The 15,765-nt window shown below is 66.7% G+C and carries 13 protein-coding genes; 8 read left to right on the top strand and 5 right to left on the bottom strand.

Features of this window, described 5'->3' with window-relative positions; all coding sequences use genetic code 11:
- Positions 1-2,391 carry an extracellular solute-binding protein gene (locus QHF84_RS22070; protein WP_281315337.1) on the bottom strand — a complete coding sequence of 797 codons (2,391 nt, stop codon included), beginning with the start codon at positions 2,389-2,391 and terminating at the stop codon, positions 1-3.
- Positions 2,392-2,471: 80 nt separating this feature from the next.
- Positions 2,472-3,470, bottom strand: a complete 999-nt coding sequence (locus tag QHF84_RS22065; RefSeq protein WP_281315336.1) for a fibro-slime domain-containing protein — start codon at positions 3,468-3,470, stop codon at positions 2,472-2,474.
- Positions 3,471-3,716: 246 nt separating this feature from the next.
- On the opposite strand from QHF84_RS22065, the gene QHF84_RS22060 reads away from it, so the two are divergent.
- Positions 3,717-4,769 (top strand): fibro-slime domain-containing protein, encoded by a 1,053-nt coding sequence (locus QHF84_RS22060; RefSeq protein ID WP_281315335.1) that lies wholly within the window; start codon positions 3,717-3,719, stop codon positions 4,767-4,769.
- Between the two features lie 87 nt (positions 4,770-4,856).
- Here the strand turns inward: QHF84_RS22060 and QHF84_RS22055 are convergent, their stop codons facing one another.
- Positions 4,857-5,336: a cellulose binding domain-containing protein gene (locus QHF84_RS22055; RefSeq protein WP_281315334.1), complete on the bottom strand. Its 480-nt coding sequence runs from the start codon at positions 5,334-5,336 to the stop codon at positions 4,857-4,859.
- Here QHF84_RS22055 and QHF84_RS22050 point away from each other — a divergent pair.
- On the top strand, positions 5,335-5,547 hold the full coding sequence (locus QHF84_RS22050) for a hypothetical protein (protein WP_281315333.1): 213 nt from the start codon (positions 5,335-5,337) through the stop codon (positions 5,545-5,547). The genes QHF84_RS22055 and QHF84_RS22050 overlap by 2 nt on opposite strands.
- A gap of 487 nt (positions 5,548-6,034) precedes the next feature.
- Here QHF84_RS22050 and QHF84_RS22045 read toward each other — a convergent pair whose 3' ends face one another.
- A complete protein-coding gene (locus QHF84_RS22045) occupies positions 6,035-7,135 on the bottom strand; it encodes an ATP-binding protein (protein WP_281315332.1) in 1,101 nt (366 codons plus the stop codon).
- A 185-nt stretch (positions 7,136-7,320) separates the two neighbouring features.
- On the opposite strand from QHF84_RS22045, the gene QHF84_RS22040 reads away from it, so the two are divergent.
- The 6 genes from QHF84_RS22040 to QHF84_RS22015 all read left to right on the top strand — a co-directional run bounded on the left by QHF84_RS22040 (position 7,321) and on the right by QHF84_RS22015 (position 15,328).
- A complete protein-coding gene (locus QHF84_RS22040) occupies positions 7,321-8,481 on the top strand; it encodes a CapA family protein (protein ID WP_348652868.1) in 1,161 nt (386 codons plus the stop codon).
- A 92-nt stretch (positions 8,482-8,573) separates the two neighbouring features.
- Positions 8,574-9,827, top strand: coding sequence for a hypothetical protein (locus tag QHF84_RS22035; RefSeq protein ID WP_281315331.1), 1,254 nt, complete (start codon positions 8,574-8,576; stop codon positions 9,825-9,827).
- Positions 9,828-9,981: 154 nt separating this feature from the next.
- A complete protein-coding gene (locus tag QHF84_RS22030; protein WP_281315330.1) occupies positions 9,982-11,667 on the top strand; it encodes a hypothetical protein in 1,686 nt (561 codons plus the stop codon).
- A 111-nt stretch (positions 11,668-11,778) separates the two neighbouring features.
- Positions 11,779-13,737 carry a serine/threonine-protein kinase gene (locus QHF84_RS22025; RefSeq protein WP_281315329.1) on the top strand — a complete coding sequence of 653 codons (1,959 nt, stop codon included), beginning with the start codon at positions 11,779-11,781 and terminating at the stop codon, positions 13,735-13,737.
- 57 nt (positions 13,738-13,794) lie between these two features.
- Positions 13,795-14,541: a hypothetical protein gene (locus QHF84_RS22020; RefSeq protein ID WP_281315328.1), complete on the top strand. Its 747-nt coding sequence runs from the start codon at positions 13,795-13,797 to the stop codon at positions 14,539-14,541.
- Positions 14,542-14,629: 88 nt separating this feature from the next.
- A complete protein-coding gene (locus QHF84_RS22015) occupies positions 14,630-15,328 on the top strand; it encodes a hypothetical protein (RefSeq protein WP_281315327.1) in 699 nt (232 codons plus the stop codon).
- A gap of 12 nt (positions 15,329-15,340) precedes the next feature.
- On the opposite strand, the gene QHF84_RS22010 is transcribed toward QHF84_RS22015, so the two are convergent.
- Positions 15,341-15,760 carry a hypothetical protein gene (locus QHF84_RS22010; RefSeq protein WP_281315326.1) on the bottom strand — a complete coding sequence of 140 codons (420 nt, stop codon included), beginning with the start codon at positions 15,758-15,760 and terminating at the stop codon, positions 15,341-15,343.
- Positions 15,761-15,765 lie beyond the last annotated feature (5 nt).

Raw genomic sequence — 15,765 nt, 5'->3', positions numbered from 1 at the left:
TCACGCCCCTCCGTAGTGGACCCGGGTATGCCCGAGCCGGTGCGCGAGCGCGGTGAGTCCGAGAACGACCAGAAACAGGATCCACGCCATGGCGCAGGCGTACCCCATGCGGAGGAAGTAAAACGCGTTTTCGTGCAGGCGCTGCGTATAAAACAGCGTCGCCCGCGCGGGGCCGCCGGCCGTCATGATGTAGGGCGTGGCGAACACCTGCAGGGCGCCGATGATGCCCATGATCGCGTTGAAGTAGATGACGGGCGAGATCATGGGGATCGTGACGTGGCGGATCTTTTGCCAGAAGCTCGCGCCGTCGATGTCGGCGGCTTCGTAGATCGATCTCGGTACGTCCTGCATCGCGGCGAGCAACGTCAAGACGGTTTGTCCCACGGTCCACGTGCTCACCAGGATGAGCGATGGCAGCGCGAAGCGCCGCTCGGCGAGCCAGGACGTCTTCGGGAAGAGCCCGAAGCTCGCTCGGTGCAAGAAATGATTGATGACGCCATACTCGCCGTTCAGCATCCAGATCCAGATGGTCGCCCCCGCGACGACCGGGACGAGCGTGGGCAAAAAGATGAGCGTGCGGTAGATGCTCGAGCCGCGCAGCTTGGCATCGAGCAGGAGCGCGAAGAAGAGCGCCACGGTGAGGCCGAGCGGGAGGGCGATCGCCACGTAAATGAGCGTGTTCTTCAGCGCGATCCAGAACACCTCGTCCTGGAAGAGATCGATGAAGTTTTGAAGCCCGATCCACCGCGGCGGCGACAGAACCGAGTAATCACAGAAGCTATAGACGATCGACGACGCCACCGGATAGGCGAGGAATACGAGCAGGCCGATGCCCCAGGGCGAAAAAAACGCGAGCCCCTTGCCGAGCGACGCGTTCGAGCGCACCGGCTTCTCGACGCCGCTCATCTTGGCGAGCCTCTTCTGCTCGCGCCGCGCCGCCCCGACGATCCCCGCCCCGAAGAGCCCGATCAAGAGGAAGGGAAGCAGCGAAAGCCAGCGCGAAGGCGCGGCCTCCTGCCTGTGGCGATGACGGTCCCACGATTTCTGGACGACCAGCTTGGCGTCGCCGAGCGCCTGTTCGGCCGTCGCCTCCCCGAGCCACATGCGCTGCGAGGCATTGCGAATCTCGAGGGTGTACTCGTTCCAGACGCTGATCCGCGGCTGAGGCGTCGCTCCGGGGCTCGCGGCGAGGTCCTGCAGGCTCTTGATGAAGGGGTTTTTATGATCGCGGTAAAACTCTGCGCTCACGCTGCGGAGCGGCGAGAGCTTCCGCTGTCCCAGGCAGAGCTTTTCCATGGGACCTTGCTGCGTGAGGTATTTGATGAATTCGAAAGCCTCGTTCGGGTGCTTGGCGCCGCTCGGGATCACCAGCATGTCCGCGTCGGCGATGGCGACGGGCGGCCCGCCCTCCTTCTCGGAGGGGAAGGCCGCGGCGCCCCAGCGCATGTCTGGGCTGAATTTCTGGATGAAGTTCCCCATCCAGATCCCCTGGAGCACCATGGCGAGCTTGCCGCTCAAAAACGGGTTCTGCGCCGAGGCGAAATTGCCGAACGAGCTCGTGAAATTCTGGAGCTGTCCGGGGTCGTGGCGTCTTCCGTAGCTCTGAAACCAGGAGAATGCCCGGACGTTCTCCGGCGAATCGATCGTGATGTTCGCGCCTCCGTCCCAGAGGCGCGCGCCGAACCAGAAGCCCCAGCCATAAGGCCACCAGTTCGTGTCGGCCGGCATGAACCCGAGTTGCTCGATCCTGCCGCCCTTGGCGACCGTGAGCTTCTCCGCGAAAGCATCGAGCTCGGCGATGGTGCGCGGCGGGCGATCCGGATCGAGCCCCGCTTTCGCGAAGAGGTCCTTGTTCCAGTACAAACTCACCACGTTTGGCACGGATACGACGGCCCAGACGTGGTCTCGATAGACGCCCATGTCCCAGTACACCGGCAGGAAGCTCTCGCGGCTCATGTGCGTGCCGCGCATGAGCGCGTCGAGCGGGACGAGCGCGTTCTTTTCGGCAAAGTCGGCGATGTCGGCCGCGAGCAGCCCCGCGATGTCCGGCGGGTCGCCGCCCGCCGTCGCGATCAGCGTCTTGTGCTGGTACTGGGAGACGGATTGATAGTCGACCCAGACCCGGTTTTGCGAGCGATGGAAGTCGTCGATGACGGACTCCATCGCTTCTTTCTCCATGCCGGTCCATTTCTCCCAGTAGCTCACCCGCACGCGCCCCTCGGGCGACGGCGGAGGCTGCGCCTCTGCACGCGCGACGGGAGAGACGAGCGCGCAGAGCGCAATGGTGAGCAGGGCGAGGAGGAAGGCGAGGGCTCGCCCGAGCCGAGCGCCGCTCGACCGGGAGGCGCGGCCGAAGGGCGCCGCCAGGCGACCCGACCAGGAGCGGCGCATGGCGTGGGACTTTAGCCACGCAGAGGTCGGCAAGACAATCGAAAACTGGGTCAAATCGGAGTATTTACCGGCGGACCGGGTCACTTCGGGACGTCCTCCGGCAGGAGGCCACACGCCCGGAAATCGAGGCTCGTCTCGATGCGGAAGTTCGAGCCGCCCGGGTTTCTCTCGGCCTGGAAGAGATCGAGCTTGTAGACGTTGCCCACCGTGAGCCCGAGATCGGCCGCGCGTAAGTCGAGGTTCACGTTGCTCTCGAGCGGGCCGTGGATGCCTCCGATGTCCACCGCGAGCTTGTCGTTGATGAAGACGAACACGTCGTCGTCGCCGCGGAAATTGAAGACCTCGCCGCCCTTGTACTCGAAGGCGGTGTGCAGCTCGATCGTGAACAGGAAGTTGTGGGGGCCGACGTCGTTGCCGCCGATCTGCACGTCGCCCGGCGAGGTGTTCCACTTGTCGAGCGGGAAGAAGCTGTTCGAGTCGAACAGGAAGTACCCCTCCTTGTTCGGGTCCGGTTGCAGCCACAGATCGATCACGAAAGGTACGTTCACCCCGTCGATGTTCCTGTACCAATCATCGAAGCCCTCGATCACGTCGAGCGGCGTGCGCGCGGGGTTCACGTCCGGCTTGCGGTCGGCGGGGAGGAGCGGGAGGATCTGGCCCATGTAGAGGCCGGGCGCGGTCCACGACGCGGGTTTTTCCTGGCCGAAGTCGATGTGCGCCTGCGTGAAGTCGCGCGCGATGGCGCGCAGGACGTTGGCGCAGACGTTCTCGCTCGGCTCGTTGAAATCCTCGAGCGGGCCGAGGATCTTCCATCCGCCGTACGTCGTCTCGGCGGTGAAGCCGGGAGGCAAGACCTCGTCGATCTTCGCCGGGGGTTTGTCCGGACCGCCTCCGCCCCCGCTCCCTCCGCTGCCGGCGAGGATGAGACCACCCTCGCCGCCCGAGCCTCCGCTCGATGCGCCGCCACTGCCGCCGCTGCTGCCACCACTGCCGCCGGGCCCGGCGGAGCCGGCGCTGCAGGCGATCGAGCCGAGAATTGCAACACTCAAAGAGGCGAAGAGGAAGGGTCGTCGAAGCATGTCTCGACGATAAAGCAAACGCGGGTGGGTGCACAGTACAGCATGCATTTTTACCGATGTTATCGTGTGCCGGCGCCGCATTGCGTCATCATTGCGTGACGGCACGGTGCGAAAAAAGCCCATATGGGTGGATCGCCGCTGCCGCGGCGGTAAAACCGATCCATTGACTACGAATTTGATGGATCACGGCCGCCATCTCGTGTTGTTAGGTTTCGTCGAACAGTCCACACGATCGGGGGCCACACCATGGATCGGATCAAGCGAATGCTGCCCGTGCGGATACTCGTCTATGCGTGGCTTTTGTCATGCGTTGCGTGTAGCGCGTCGACCGGCGCCGGTGGCAGCAGCAGTAACACGGGCGGCGGCGGGAGCGGCGGCAGCGGGGGCGGCAGCGACGGAAGCGGCGGGACCGGAGGCGATATCTCCGTCGGCGTGGGGGGATTCAACATACCCGATGCCGGACCGGATGACGGCGGCGGCATCATCGAGACGCTCCCCGCGGGCTTCCTCGCGACCGAGGTGGGAGGCTACAAGCTCGGGGGGCCGACGAGCGAGGGTTCGGGCGGCGAAGGAGGAGCCCCGGGCGGCAACGTGGAGTGCGGCAATGTCCTGGTGGCCGTCGTTCGTGACTTCAAAGGGAGGAGCGAGGCGGGCGGGCACCCCGATTTCGAGGGGCCCTTGTACGGAAACGACATCACGAAGGGCCTCGTGGAGCCCATTCTCGGCGCCGATGACAAGCCCGTCTACGCCTCGAAGTGCGAGGAAGGGAACTCGGCCCCGCCGCCGACGTGTCCTTTCGGGCCCGAGACGACGACGAAGGCAAACTTCGACCAGTGGTATCGCGACACGTCGAACGTGAACAAGCCCTACCTGCTCCAGCTCTGGCTCGCGCCGCAGCCGGGAGGGCTCTTCACGTTCCAGAGCTTGTCCTTCTTTCCGCTCGATGACGCGGGCTGGGGCAACTCGGGCGTCGACAAAGCCGGCGTCATCCGCAACTTCAGCTTCACCACGGAGCTGCACACGCGGTTTCAATACAAGGGCGGCGAGACCTTCCTGTTCGAAGGGGACGACGATGTGTGGGTCTTCATCAACGGCCACCTCGCCGTCGATCTGGGTGGGCTTCACCCGAAAGGATCGACCTCGGTCGTCCTCGACGCGTCCGCCGAGCAGCTCGGCATCGTGAAAGGCAACGTCTACTCGCTCGACCTGTTCCACGCGGAGCGACACACGCCCGAGTCGACGTTCCGCATCGACACGAACCTCTCGTTCGTGGATTGCGGGCCGGAAGTCCCCAAGTAAGCAAAGCGAGACCCGCTCACGGATACCTCTTCCCCGTCGATGGTCCGGGGAAGAGATATCCGTGAAACGAGGTTTTTGGCGCGCTCGTCAGGGCTCGATGCCCCACACCACCGACTGCCCCTGGTACATGAGGACCACGTTCTGCCAGTCCATCTGCTGCGAGGCCGCGGCGTTGAAGGAGTAGTCCCCGGGCTGATCGAACGATTGCGACATGAAGTTCTGAACGGTCCAGGAGAACTGCAGGCGGTTGCCGGGAGCCAGCACGTCGTTGCCGCCAGCGAAGTTGAATTCGATGTAGGTGTCGGCGGACGGCGCGGGCATGGGCATCGGCGTCACGGCGACGCCGATGTTGCCCGTGGGGAATCCCGCGTTGGGGCCGCCCACGGCGCCGACATTGGCCCAGTTGACGGTCTTGATGAGCGTGGCAGCGACTTCATTGGTCATGTAATAACGAAGCGTCAGATCACTGAGGTTCACCGGATCGCTGCCATTGTTGACGATCCAGAACTGGGAACCGATGGCCGACGTCGCGGTGGCGTTGATCTCCACCTTGTACTGAACCACCATGCCCGTCGGGCCGCCGCCACCGCCACCGCTGCCGCCGCTGCCGCCGCTGCCGCCAGCGCCGCCGGCGCCGCCGGCGCCGCCACTCCCCCCCGCGCCGGACGATGCGGAAGAACTCGATGACGCAGAGGAGCTCGATGACGCGGACGAGCTCGATGACGCAGAGGAGCTCGATGACGCGGACGAGCTCGACGAATTCGACGCCCCTCCCTGACCGGTGCCTCCCGCGCCGCCGGAGCCGGTCCCAGCTCCAGCGCCGGTGTTTTGGTCGGGCTCGCTCGTGAGCCCCTCGGCACAGCTCGCGAGAAGGAGCGCCGACGTCAGCAGGAGCGTGACGCATTGCATACTCGATCTCGTTCGGGCAGAAGCGTGGAGGACGTGAAAGGCACGGCTCGTGCGAGAATTCATGAGACCTCCCTATGGCATAACGAGATCGGCACTATCACGTTGCTCCTGCGAAACAAATCGGAAACACGGTTAGAAAAGGCCATTTACCGCGCGGCGGCGCGGCGGCATCCAACGGAACGCGATAGGGGGCGACGGGGGAGGGGGGACGAGAGGCAGGCCGGGGCAGGAGGCCGGGGGTCGTGTTGCCGCCCGGGCCGAAGGCATTGCCCTCGCCAAGCCAGCCGCTGTTGCAGGTCACATCCCCGGTCGCGATATCGAGCGCCTGCTCTGCCTCTCCCGCGGGGGCCCTTTCCTCAGGGGGCGAGCTCTCCGTCGATCAGGCGAATACAATGTCGACGCAGCTCCAAGTTGTTCTGGAGCTCGGCCACGAAAGCGCGGCGCACCACCCCGGAAACGGCCTTTGCGACCGCCGACGTCATGAGTCTGCTCTTCGTGGGGGCGTCGAATGTCGGGTCGCGAAGCCGTACACACACGACGGCATGGAGACCTCGGGAGACGATTCCGCGTAGCTGCTTCAGCGGTCGCTTGCGCACGCGCGACCCCTCGACGTCCCGGAGTCCGAGCGCCAGGCCGGTCAAGAGACCTTGCACATGGGTTCCGCCGTCCGTCGTTCGTTCAATGTTGGCGTAGCTGTCGATCGAAGACGAAGACCATGGACCGTCCCGCCAATTCATGGCGGCCTCGACCAAGATCTCACCGACGCGCTCCTCGACCGTCAAGGTGCCGGGAATGGGCATGCCCGGATGGCGCGTCCTCTCCACGAATGCGCGAAGGCCGCGTGGCTCGTGGAACTCGTGTTTGCGGTGGTCCGCGAAGGAGAGCTTCAGGGAAGGGACGAGGTATGCGAGTTCTTGCAGCCGGGCGGTGATGGTGCCGGCGTTGAACCAGGGGTCCGAGAAAATCGTGGGGTCGGGAAGGAAGGTGATCGTCGTCCCGGTTCGATGGGTCGATTCTACGGCTTCGAGGGGGCCACACGGCACGCCACGTTCGTAGCGTTGCCTGTAATGCGTGCCTTCTCGAAAAATCTCCAGTTCGAGCCAGGAGGACAAGGCGTTCACCGCGAACATCCCGACGCCATGGCCGCCGACGTGTTCGTGGGGTGCGTGCCCGTCGAACGTTGGCGTTCCATGCCACGACGTGAGCGCTTTCTGGACGAAGGGAACGCCGTCGAGGTCATGCGTCGGAATCCCGCGACCGTCGTCCTGGATGGTGACCGAGCCGTTTTCACGGATCGAGATCGAGACCGTCTTACAGGTACCGCGGACGTGCTCGTCGAGCGCGTTCGCGAGTAACTCCCAGAGCATGTGCGTCAAGCCGCTGCCGTCATGGACATCGCCGATGAACATGCCCGGTCTTTTGCGGATTTTGTCGATGTCGATCGTGGGGTGACTCATGCGAAATCGTTCCGCGAGCTTACCGTGGGATGGTCGCCGCGCGCTACTCGAAGCGCCGCGCGAATGAAGCCATCCCGACGATCCTGCCGGTCGCGCTCCGGCGCCGGCGAGCGGATCGCGCGAACAGGCGTTCCGTGCAGCGGCCCTCTCGTGCTGCGCGGGGCACCCTGGACAGCAGGAGCGCGATGCACCAGGCGGCGCCGTGGATGCATCCGCGAGGGCCAGGCCATTCTCTGCCGGGCGAGCTCCTCACATTGTTTCTGTGCGGAGACGTCATGACCGGGCGAGGCATCGATCAAGCGCTGCCACACCCGAGCGAGCCGACCCTTTTCGAGCCGCACATACGGGATGCCAGGGCCTACATCACGATGGCGGAGGAAACGAACGGCCCGATCCAGCGGCCCGTCGCATTTTCGTATGTCTGGGGGGACGCCCTCTCCGAGCTCGAGCGGGTGGCCCCCGCGGCGCGGATCATCAACCTGGAGACCAGCGTCACGCGAAGTGACGCGTACTGGGAAGGCAAGGGCATCAATTATCGGATGCACCCGGAGAACATCCCGTGCCTCGCGGCCGCCGGGATCGACGTCTGCGTCCTCGCGAACAACCACGTGCTCGACTTCGGCGCCTCGGGGCTCGTCGAAACGCTGGAGACGCTGAAGCAGGCGGATCTGAAGGTCGCCGGCGCGGGGGAAAACCTGAACGAGGCGCGCGCGCCCGCGGTCCTCCCGCTCGGCGGAGGTGGCAGGCTCCTCGTGCTCGCCTGCGGGACGGAGTCGAGCGGCATTCCCGCGAGCTGGGCCGCGACCCACGATTCTCCGGGGATCGATCGGCTCGCCGACCTGTCGGAGGCGACCGCGCGCGAAATAACGGACCGGGTTTGTCGCATCAAACGGGCAGGGGACGTCGTCGTCGCGTCCATCCATTGGGGGAGCAACTGGGGGTACGACGTCCCGGAGGAGCACGTCCGCTTCGCGCATGCGCTCATCGATGGAGGCATCGATCTCGTCCACGGGCACTCCTCGCACCACGTGCGGCCCATCGAGGTCTACAGGAACAAGCTCACTCTCTACGGCTGTGGTGATTTCCTCAACGACTACGAGGGAATCGCGGGGCACGCGTCTTTCCGGGGGGATCTGGCCCTGATGTACTTTCCCGTCGTGGATCCATCCACGGGCGAGCTCGCGAGCCTGCGCATGACGCCGATGCAGATTCGACGTTTCACGCTGCATCGGGCCAGCCAAAGCGCTGCGCTTTGGCTGCGCGGTACCCTCAGCCAGATCAGCCGGGGCTTCGGCGCGCAGGTGGATCTCGACGAGAGCGGAGCCCTTGTTCTCCGATGGAGGTGAGATTTAATCCGCTTTAAGGTGCGTGGCCGGCGCCGGACGTCCACCCTCGCCGTGCCTGCTCGACCAGGGCGGGCGAACGGAGGAGAGACGTCATGTTCGAGATCGTGAGCGCCCAGAGGCGCGCAATCGCGGCAGGCGCGTTCGTGGCCGCGCTCGCGGCGTGTGGGAGCGAGGTCGAGGTCGAGGCGACGGGCGCGGGGGGTGGGAGCAGCGCGTCCAGCGCGTCGAGCGGAGACGCGAGCGTGTCGTCGTCATCCGTCGGCGGCGGCGGCAGCGGCGGCAGCGGTGGCAGCGGTGGCAGCCTCCCCGCGCCCACCTGCGCGCCGGGCGAGGGTGCGATTGTCGCGGCCATGGGCTACGGAACCGGCCTCGTCGCCGTCGAGCACGAGGGCACGTGGACCAAGAACACATATCCGATTGCGGATCCGGTTTGGCTCACGACTTACGTGGACGTTTATGAACACCTCGGCGTGTTCTGGACCGAGCAGAGCCAGGGCTCCGCGCAGAGCCATTTCGTGTCGACCTCCGATGGCACGAGCTTCGACCTCCACGACGTCAACGGCTGGTCCCCGCAGCCGTGGAGCCAGGTCGTCACGGTCGGACGCTCCTTGCTTCTCGGCAATACCGGTGAAGGATCGGTCCTCGCCTATTTCGATCCGGACGCGTTCGACTGGATTTCCTATCCCAAACCGGCGCCGTTCGACCTGACCTCGGCTGTCAAAAGGGTGGCGTCGAGCACCGTCCTCGGTGTCGGTACCGGCCCCCAGCACGAGCTCTGCGACACGGAGATCTTCTGGGCGGACGGCGGAAGCTGGACGGATATGCATTGCCGCGACGAAATCAGTGTTTTCCAGCAGGAGATTCCCGTCACGCCCCCGCGCGCCGTCGCGTTGCCGAACGATGACGTGGTCGTCGTGTACTACGAAAATTACGTCACCCTTGCGGCGACGTGGCTCCACGCGGGGGTCTGGTCCGCGCCGGAGAGCATTACCTTGGCGGAGCAGAGCCTCGACCTCGCCGTCACCGCGACCCCCGCGGGCGACGTGATCGTGGGCGTCCTCCAGACGTCGGGCCTGCTCTCCGCCATTCGCTACGTGCCCGGCACGGGCTGGGGCGAGCCTCTTCCGATCGATCCGACGGCTCATTTCCCGTCGTCGATCAGCGCGGCTCCCGGCATTTGCGGCGACGATGCGCTGATCGCCTACGCCGCCGGGGGGATCGACAGTGAGGTTCGTGTCGCCCGCGTGCGCGGTGGATCCGCCGAGGCGAGCACGGTCGCCTGGTTCACGGAGGAAGTCCCGAATCAAATCAGCATCACCACGCGGCGGCCGGATATCTCGCCCTGAATCCACGAAACATCAAAGGCGGTCGGCCGCTCGCTCCACCCATTGACGCCGCCGGCAAGGTCGCGTACGTGCATCCCACGTCGGCGTCGTGGTTTGCCGAGCGGGAATCGTGCACATGTCTCTACGAGATCGGTTCTTTTCTCCATCGGATGTCGTGGCGGACCTTTCATGGGTCCAGACGAACCTCCTCGATCCCGCGGCTCCCGAGGACATACGCTCGCATGGGCGCGTGACCAGCATCGATCTCATGCGGCGCTGGTCGGGCAGCGGGCGGCGGCCGGCCCGCGACGGCATTTTCTGCCAGCGAATCTTCGGGCCCGTGAGCCCGTTCCGCTGCGCGTGCGGCGCGCTGTGCGGGGAGGAGCGCGCGGGCGAATCGTGCGAGAAATGCGGAGTCCTCTGCTCCACGCCCGCGCAGCGCGAACGTCGGTATGGCCACGTCCTGGTCGCGGGCGTCGTGCACCCCGCGGTCATGCCCCTCGTGGCCGACGCGCTGGGGTTGTCCGTCGATCAGGTTCGAGCGATCGCGCGCTGCGAAGCGTGGTTCGACGGCGACACCGTGCGCCCCGCCGAAGAAATGGATACGCACGAGAACGCCGGCGCGACGGGCCCGAGCGCGCTGGAGGCGGCATTGATCCGCAGAGGAGCCGACCCGGCGCTCGTTGCTGTGGTGGTCACGCGCGCCATTCCGCTGCCGCCGCCGGGGATGCGGCCCTTCTTCGCCGATCTCGGTCCGGCCATGGTCGATCCGTGGATCGGCCCGCTCAACGAGGCATGGCGCTCCCTCGTGCTCGCGGCGCAGAGCCAGCTCCAGCTCGTCGAGCTCTCGCCGCCGCCGGTTGTCCTGATGAACCAGCAGCGCACGGTCCAGGCGCTCTTCGAGGCCGTCGTGCAGGCGACCGTGTCCCCTCCCGCGGCGACACGCCTGTGGCCCGAGCCGGCGCCGATTTTGTCGCCCGTGCGCCTCATGGGCGCGCCCGGCCGTTTGCCGGAGGACGTCGGCACCGAGGTCGCAGGCCTCATCTTCGTCGACGACGAGCGGCTCTTCGTGCAGCGGCCCCACGGATCGTGGCTCGTCACCACGCGCGGCGAGGTGCTCGCGCACGTCCCGTCGTGCGGTCGAATCGCCACCAGCGTGCATGGATCACGCTTGCGCATGGCGAAGTGGATTCGAGACGAGTGGGATTGGTTCGGACAGGACGAGTATTGGGACGCCAAGTCGGGTCGCGCGAGCGTCGCCGTGCTCGACCTCGAGACGAGAGAGTATCTCGATACCTATCCCGCGGACATGCCGCTGCGCTTGCTCGAACACGACCAGCCCGAGGAGCTCGTGGTCGGCAGCGTCGCGGAGGGCGCGTCGCCGCCCGCGTCGGCTCAGCCTGCGCCTCTTCGATGGGGCGGGGATCGGCCCGCGGTGCTGGCCACGACGCGTGACGGTCGATATGCCTGGGTCGGCGAGCAGGAGGAAACTGCGGTTCTGGACATGGACACGGGAATCCCGCAGCTCGACCCCGTGATGCAGTCCTGGTTCCACGAAAACGATCCCGTGGTGCGCATGTCCCCCGAGGCCCCCGACGTGCGTGACGAAGGCGACGCCGGAGAGACGGCGACGGCGATCGGATCGACCCCGCAGAATCGATTTCGCTTTCTCCACGGCACCGGGGTCGTGAGTGACGGCGAGACGTTGTGGTTCCGGATCGACGCGATGATCTTCGCGGCCGCATTCAGCCCGACCGCCGACCGGATCGCCGTCGCCACGGACGAGGAGATCGTCCTCATCTCCGTGAGCGACGCGCCTGCCATCCTCGGCCGATTCGCCGCACCCGACGCGCAAAAATGACGAATACGCCGTGGCGAGCGCGTCACGCGCGAACCAAAGCGCGAGCTTTCCGCGGGAGCGGCGATTTGCGCGGCGCTTGACGGGGCCCTTGCGAGCCGTTCTGCTCTCCGCATGCCGCAGCGTGCGCCGGAAGAGCCCACCGATTTCGATTTCCCTTCCCCGACGATCGATCGCCCCCGGCACGGCGAGGGTGACGGCACACAGGCCGTGTTGCCCGTCGATCCGGCGCGAGCCGCCCTCGAAGGCGCGGCCGAGGCGCTCCGTTATGCACCACGCAAGCTGCTCGGGCGCGGCGGTATGGGCGAGGTCCGGCTCTGCAAGGACGACTGGATCGGGCGTGAGGTCGCGATGAAGACGCTCCTGCCCACGCACGGGCGCGGAAAGGACGCACGCGAGCGCTTCCTGCGCGAGGCGCGCGTGCAGGGGCAGCTCGAGCATCCCTCCATCGTCCCCGTCTACGACCTCGGTGTGCGCGAGGGCGGCGAGGTGTACTTCACCATGAAATGCCTGCGCGGCCACACGCTCCGGCAAGTCCTCAAGGACCTCGCCGCGGGCGACGAACGCGCCCTCGCCACGTACACGCGCCACAAGCTGCTCGGCATCTTCGCCGCCGTTTGCCTCGCCGTCGACTTCGCGCACGCCCGCGGCGTGCTCCACCGCGACCTCAAGCCGGCGAACATCATGATCGGCGATTTCGGCGAGGTGTACGTGCTCGACTGGGGCATCGCCCGGGTGCGCGGCGCGCCCGAGCCGGAGCACTCGCTCGACGTCGCCGTGTCGGGCCCCGGCGCCACGCAGGACGGGCGCATCGTGGGCACGCTCGGATACATGGCGCCCGAGCAAGCCCGCGGCAAACGCGAGCTCGTCGACGTGCGCAGCGACGTCTACGCGCTCGGCGTCATCCTGTTCGAGATCCTCGCGCTCGAGCCGCTCCATCCGCGCTCGGAGGATCCGGTCGAGATGCTGCTCAGCATGGCCCGAGGCCTCGCGGGAAATCGCCCCTCCGAGCGCTGCCCCGGCCGCGACGTACCGCCCGAGCTCGACGAGATCTGCGTGCGCGCGACGGCGCTCGATCCGGCGAACCGTTACCCGAGCGCGCGTGCCCTGCACGAGGCCGTCGAGCGTTACCTCGCCGGCGATCGCGACGTCGCGCTGCGCCGCTCGCTCGCGGACAAACACGCGGCGGCGGCCGGGCATGCGGCGGAGCGTGCGCTCGCGGGCGCGGGTGACATGGGCGCGCGGAAGGATGCGCTGCACGAGGCCGGGCGCGCGCTCGCGCTCGATCCGTCGAACGAGGCGGCCCTCGCGGTCGTCGCGCGTGTGCTCAAGGAGCCGCCCCGCGAGGTGCCCGCGGCCGTTCGCGACAAACTCGACGACGAGGAGAGCCGCGACCTCTTCGGGCGCCTGCTCTTCGTGGGGACGGCGCAGTGCGTGGCGTCGCTCGCCTTCCTCGCGCTCGCGCTCGCCCGCGGCACCTCGCATCTTGGCACCGTGCTCGGCTGCGTCGGCCTCATGCTCTTCGCGAGCGCGACCAAGTTCCTCATGTACTGGCGCCGCACGCTCGCCGCGTCCGCGTGGTACGGCAGCTTCGTGCTCACCGCGGTGGCGTGGATCGTGGCGGGCCGGATGCTCATCCCGCTCCTCATCACGCCGTTTTTCCTCGGCCTCAATACGATCGGCTTCGCGCTGCAGTCGAGCACGCGGCGCAGGCGTGTGCTCGTCGCGCTCGGCGTGCTGAGCATCGTCGGCTGCTTCTTGATCGAGCCGCTCGGGCTCGTTTCCCCGAGCTACGTGGTCCGCGGCGACACCGTCGAGCTCATCATGCCCGCCACGGGGCTCGGCTTTCAGGACTCGCTGATCGTCATGGCCGCGAGCTTGATCCTGGGCACGGGCGGCACCTCGCTGCTCGTCGGGCGCAGCCGCCTGGCGCAACGCAAGGCGCAGGAGCAGGCGCGGGTGCTCACCTGGCAGCTCGAGGCTCTCCTGCCCGATCGCGCGCGCACGCTCGCGTTCGCGTCCGAGGCGGCGGCCGCGGGAGGCATGGACGGAGCCGCGGCGCGCCACGCGTGATGAAGACCGGCGGAGGACGTAGATCTTCCTCGCGTGGCGTACGTATCATGGAACCCCATGCGTCCTGCCCTGCTCCTCCTCGTTTTCGCCCTCGCACCCGGATGCACCCGTCCCCTCGACGAGCCCATCACCGCGGCGGACGAAAACAAAGAAGCATCGGCGCCCGCGGCTCCGGCGACACCCTCCGCGCAATCGACGCGCGCCGCCCCGGACGCCGCTGCGCTCGATCCCCGATTCGTCCCGCTCGTCGCCGCCGCATTCCGCGATTACAAGGCTTGGGGACGCATCGACGACGAGCTGCGCTGGGCGCCCTGGCTCTGCCGCATGCCGCTGCCCGGCCGCGCGCGCATGAGCGCCGCGGAGGACGGAGATCATGCGCGCAAGCTCTATTCGGTGTTTGCCAAGAACCAGGACGCTTATCCGATCAACCAGGCCCCCCCGTCCGCGCCCCAGCCCGTGGGGCAGATCCTCGTCAAGGAGAGTTATCACCCCGACCTCGTGGAAAAGGCCGATCCCCAGGCCAATCGCGCAGAGCAGGAAAAGCCCACGACGGCCGACCATTTCAATCCGTATGTACAGCTCGGCGATCGGGTCTACCGGGCCTCGCGCCTCGCTGGGGCTTATGTCGTGCTCAAGGTCGCGCCCGGAACGCCGGGGACGGACGCGGGGTGGGTCTATGGAACGGTGACGCCCGAGGGGGAGGTGACGTCCGCGGGGCGCGTGGCGTCGTGCATGGGCTGCCACGTGAGCGCGCGCCACGAGCGTGTGTTCGGTCTGGGGCCCGCGAAAAACAGCGACGATTGAACATTCCATTAAAATCGCCCCCCTCCAGCGCCTCAATGCAGCATCTTTGCGCTTGACAGGGGGTGGCACCCGGCATAGCCCCATTCCCATGAAAATTGGGTTGCGGGTCGGGACAACCGCGCTGGTCTTGTTCGGGACCGGCTGTCTCGGGGCGCTTTCGGGGGGCAGCTCCCGCTCCCCCGATCCGGGGATGGCGAATGCCAGGGTCGCCGAGTTCGAGGCGGCCATGGGCGTCGACGCGCCGGCGAATCTCGAGACCGAGGCCGACGTGAAGGCGCGCGCCGATGCGCGAAAGAAGCTCTGGGAGTGTGGTGGCGACGTCCCTACGGGGGAGATGCACGCGTGGAAAACGTTCGCCCGCGACTATTCCGAGGCGAAGCTCACCACCTCGAAAGGCGAGCTTTCAGCCGCCGAGATGCGGTCCCAGTGCGAGAAGCGGTTCAACGAATTCGAATCAGCGACCATCACCGCTTGTGGCACGCGACAGGTCTCGGTCGAGAGCCTCGCCACGCCGGCGGGCTGGACCGATCCGACGATCTCGCCGCCCAAGCGCGGGTGGTATTTCACGCCGTGCGCCGAGGCGCCCGCCGCCAAGGGCCCCAAGGAAGTCGAAGCGATTCGCCCGCAGATCATGAGCGCCTGCGGTGAGGGCACCGGCGCCCTCGTGATGCCCTCGCAATGGGGCACGTCCTCCGAGGCGAACAAACGTGTCGTGCTGGTGGAATGTCGACGCGAGCGTGGTGCATTCAGCGACTGGCGCGGGGGAGACCCGTCGCTGAAGAAGTAGTCGAGACGAACCTCAACGTTCGAGTCCGAGTTCGCGCCGTCGCTCGTCGAACCAGGCGCGGGCCTCGGCATGCGTGTCGACGAAGTGGACGGGAAATCCGCTGGTGCGGCGGAGCAGGCGGATCCCACGGAACAGCATGCTGCCGAGGACCCGAAATTGAAAACTCGCGCCGACGATGGCGACCCCGTGGATGACCACGGTATCGTCGGGCGTGCCGGAGGTCTCCGCCGCGACACGTCGTGCCTCCGGCGTGATGTGAACCATGCGATGCAGGTCGATGAGCAGAAAAACGTAAGGTTTGCCCTCGCAAAAACGCATTCGAATGGCCGTGAGTCGCCGGATGTCGTCGGCGGTGACGTGGCCGACATAATGCGCAATGGCGAGGTCGGGCTCCTCTGTGATCACGAACGATTCGTCACGGGCGGAGGGCATTCAGA

Source organism: Polyangium sp. y55x31 (assembly GCF_029946505.1).
Taxonomy (GTDB): domain Bacteria; phylum Myxococcota_A; class Polyangia; order Polyangiales; family Polyangiaceae; genus Polyangium.
This window is presented reverse-complemented; position numbering and strand designations above follow the sequence as displayed.

Coding starts and splice junctions, on each gene's coding strand:
- QHF84_RS22020 (WP_281315328.1), top strand. CDS start 13,795: ATGCGTCCTGCCCTGCTCCTCCTCGTTTTCGCCCTCGCACCCGGATGC.
- QHF84_RS22010 (WP_281315326.1), bottom strand. CDS start 15,760: ATGCCCTCCGCCCGTGACGAATCGTTCGTGATCACAGAGGAGCCCGAC.
- QHF84_RS22040 (WP_348652868.1), top strand. CDS start 7,321: ATGCACCAGGCGGCGCCGTGGATGCATCCGCGAGGGCCAGGCCATTCT.
- QHF84_RS22050 (WP_281315333.1), top strand. CDS start 5,335: ATGCCCGTCGGGCCGCCGCCACCGCCACCGCTGCCGCCGCTGCCGCCG.
- QHF84_RS22045 (WP_281315332.1), bottom strand. CDS start 7,135: ATGAGTCACCCCACGATCGACATCGACAAAATCCGCAAAAGACCGGGC.
- QHF84_RS22035 (WP_281315331.1), top strand. CDS start 8,574: ATGTTCGAGATCGTGAGCGCCCAGAGGCGCGCAATCGCGGCAGGCGCG.
- QHF84_RS22025 (WP_281315329.1), top strand. CDS start 11,779: ATGCCGCAGCGTGCGCCGGAAGAGCCCACCGATTTCGATTTCCCTTCC.
- QHF84_RS22070 (WP_281315337.1), bottom strand. CDS start 2,391: ATGCGCCGCTCCTGGTCGGGTCGCCTGGCGGCGCCCTTCGGCCGCGCC.
- QHF84_RS22055 (WP_281315334.1), bottom strand. CDS start 5,336: ATGGTGGTTCAGTACAAGGTGGAGATCAACGCCACCGCGACGTCGGCC.
- QHF84_RS22015 (WP_281315327.1), top strand. CDS start 14,630: ATGAAAATTGGGTTGCGGGTCGGGACAACCGCGCTGGTCTTGTTCGGG.
- QHF84_RS22065 (WP_281315336.1), bottom strand. CDS start 3,470: ATGCTTCGACGACCCTTCCTCTTCGCCTCTTTGAGTGTTGCAATTCTC.
- QHF84_RS22060 (WP_281315335.1), top strand. CDS start 3,717: ATGGATCGGATCAAGCGAATGCTGCCCGTGCGGATACTCGTCTATGCG.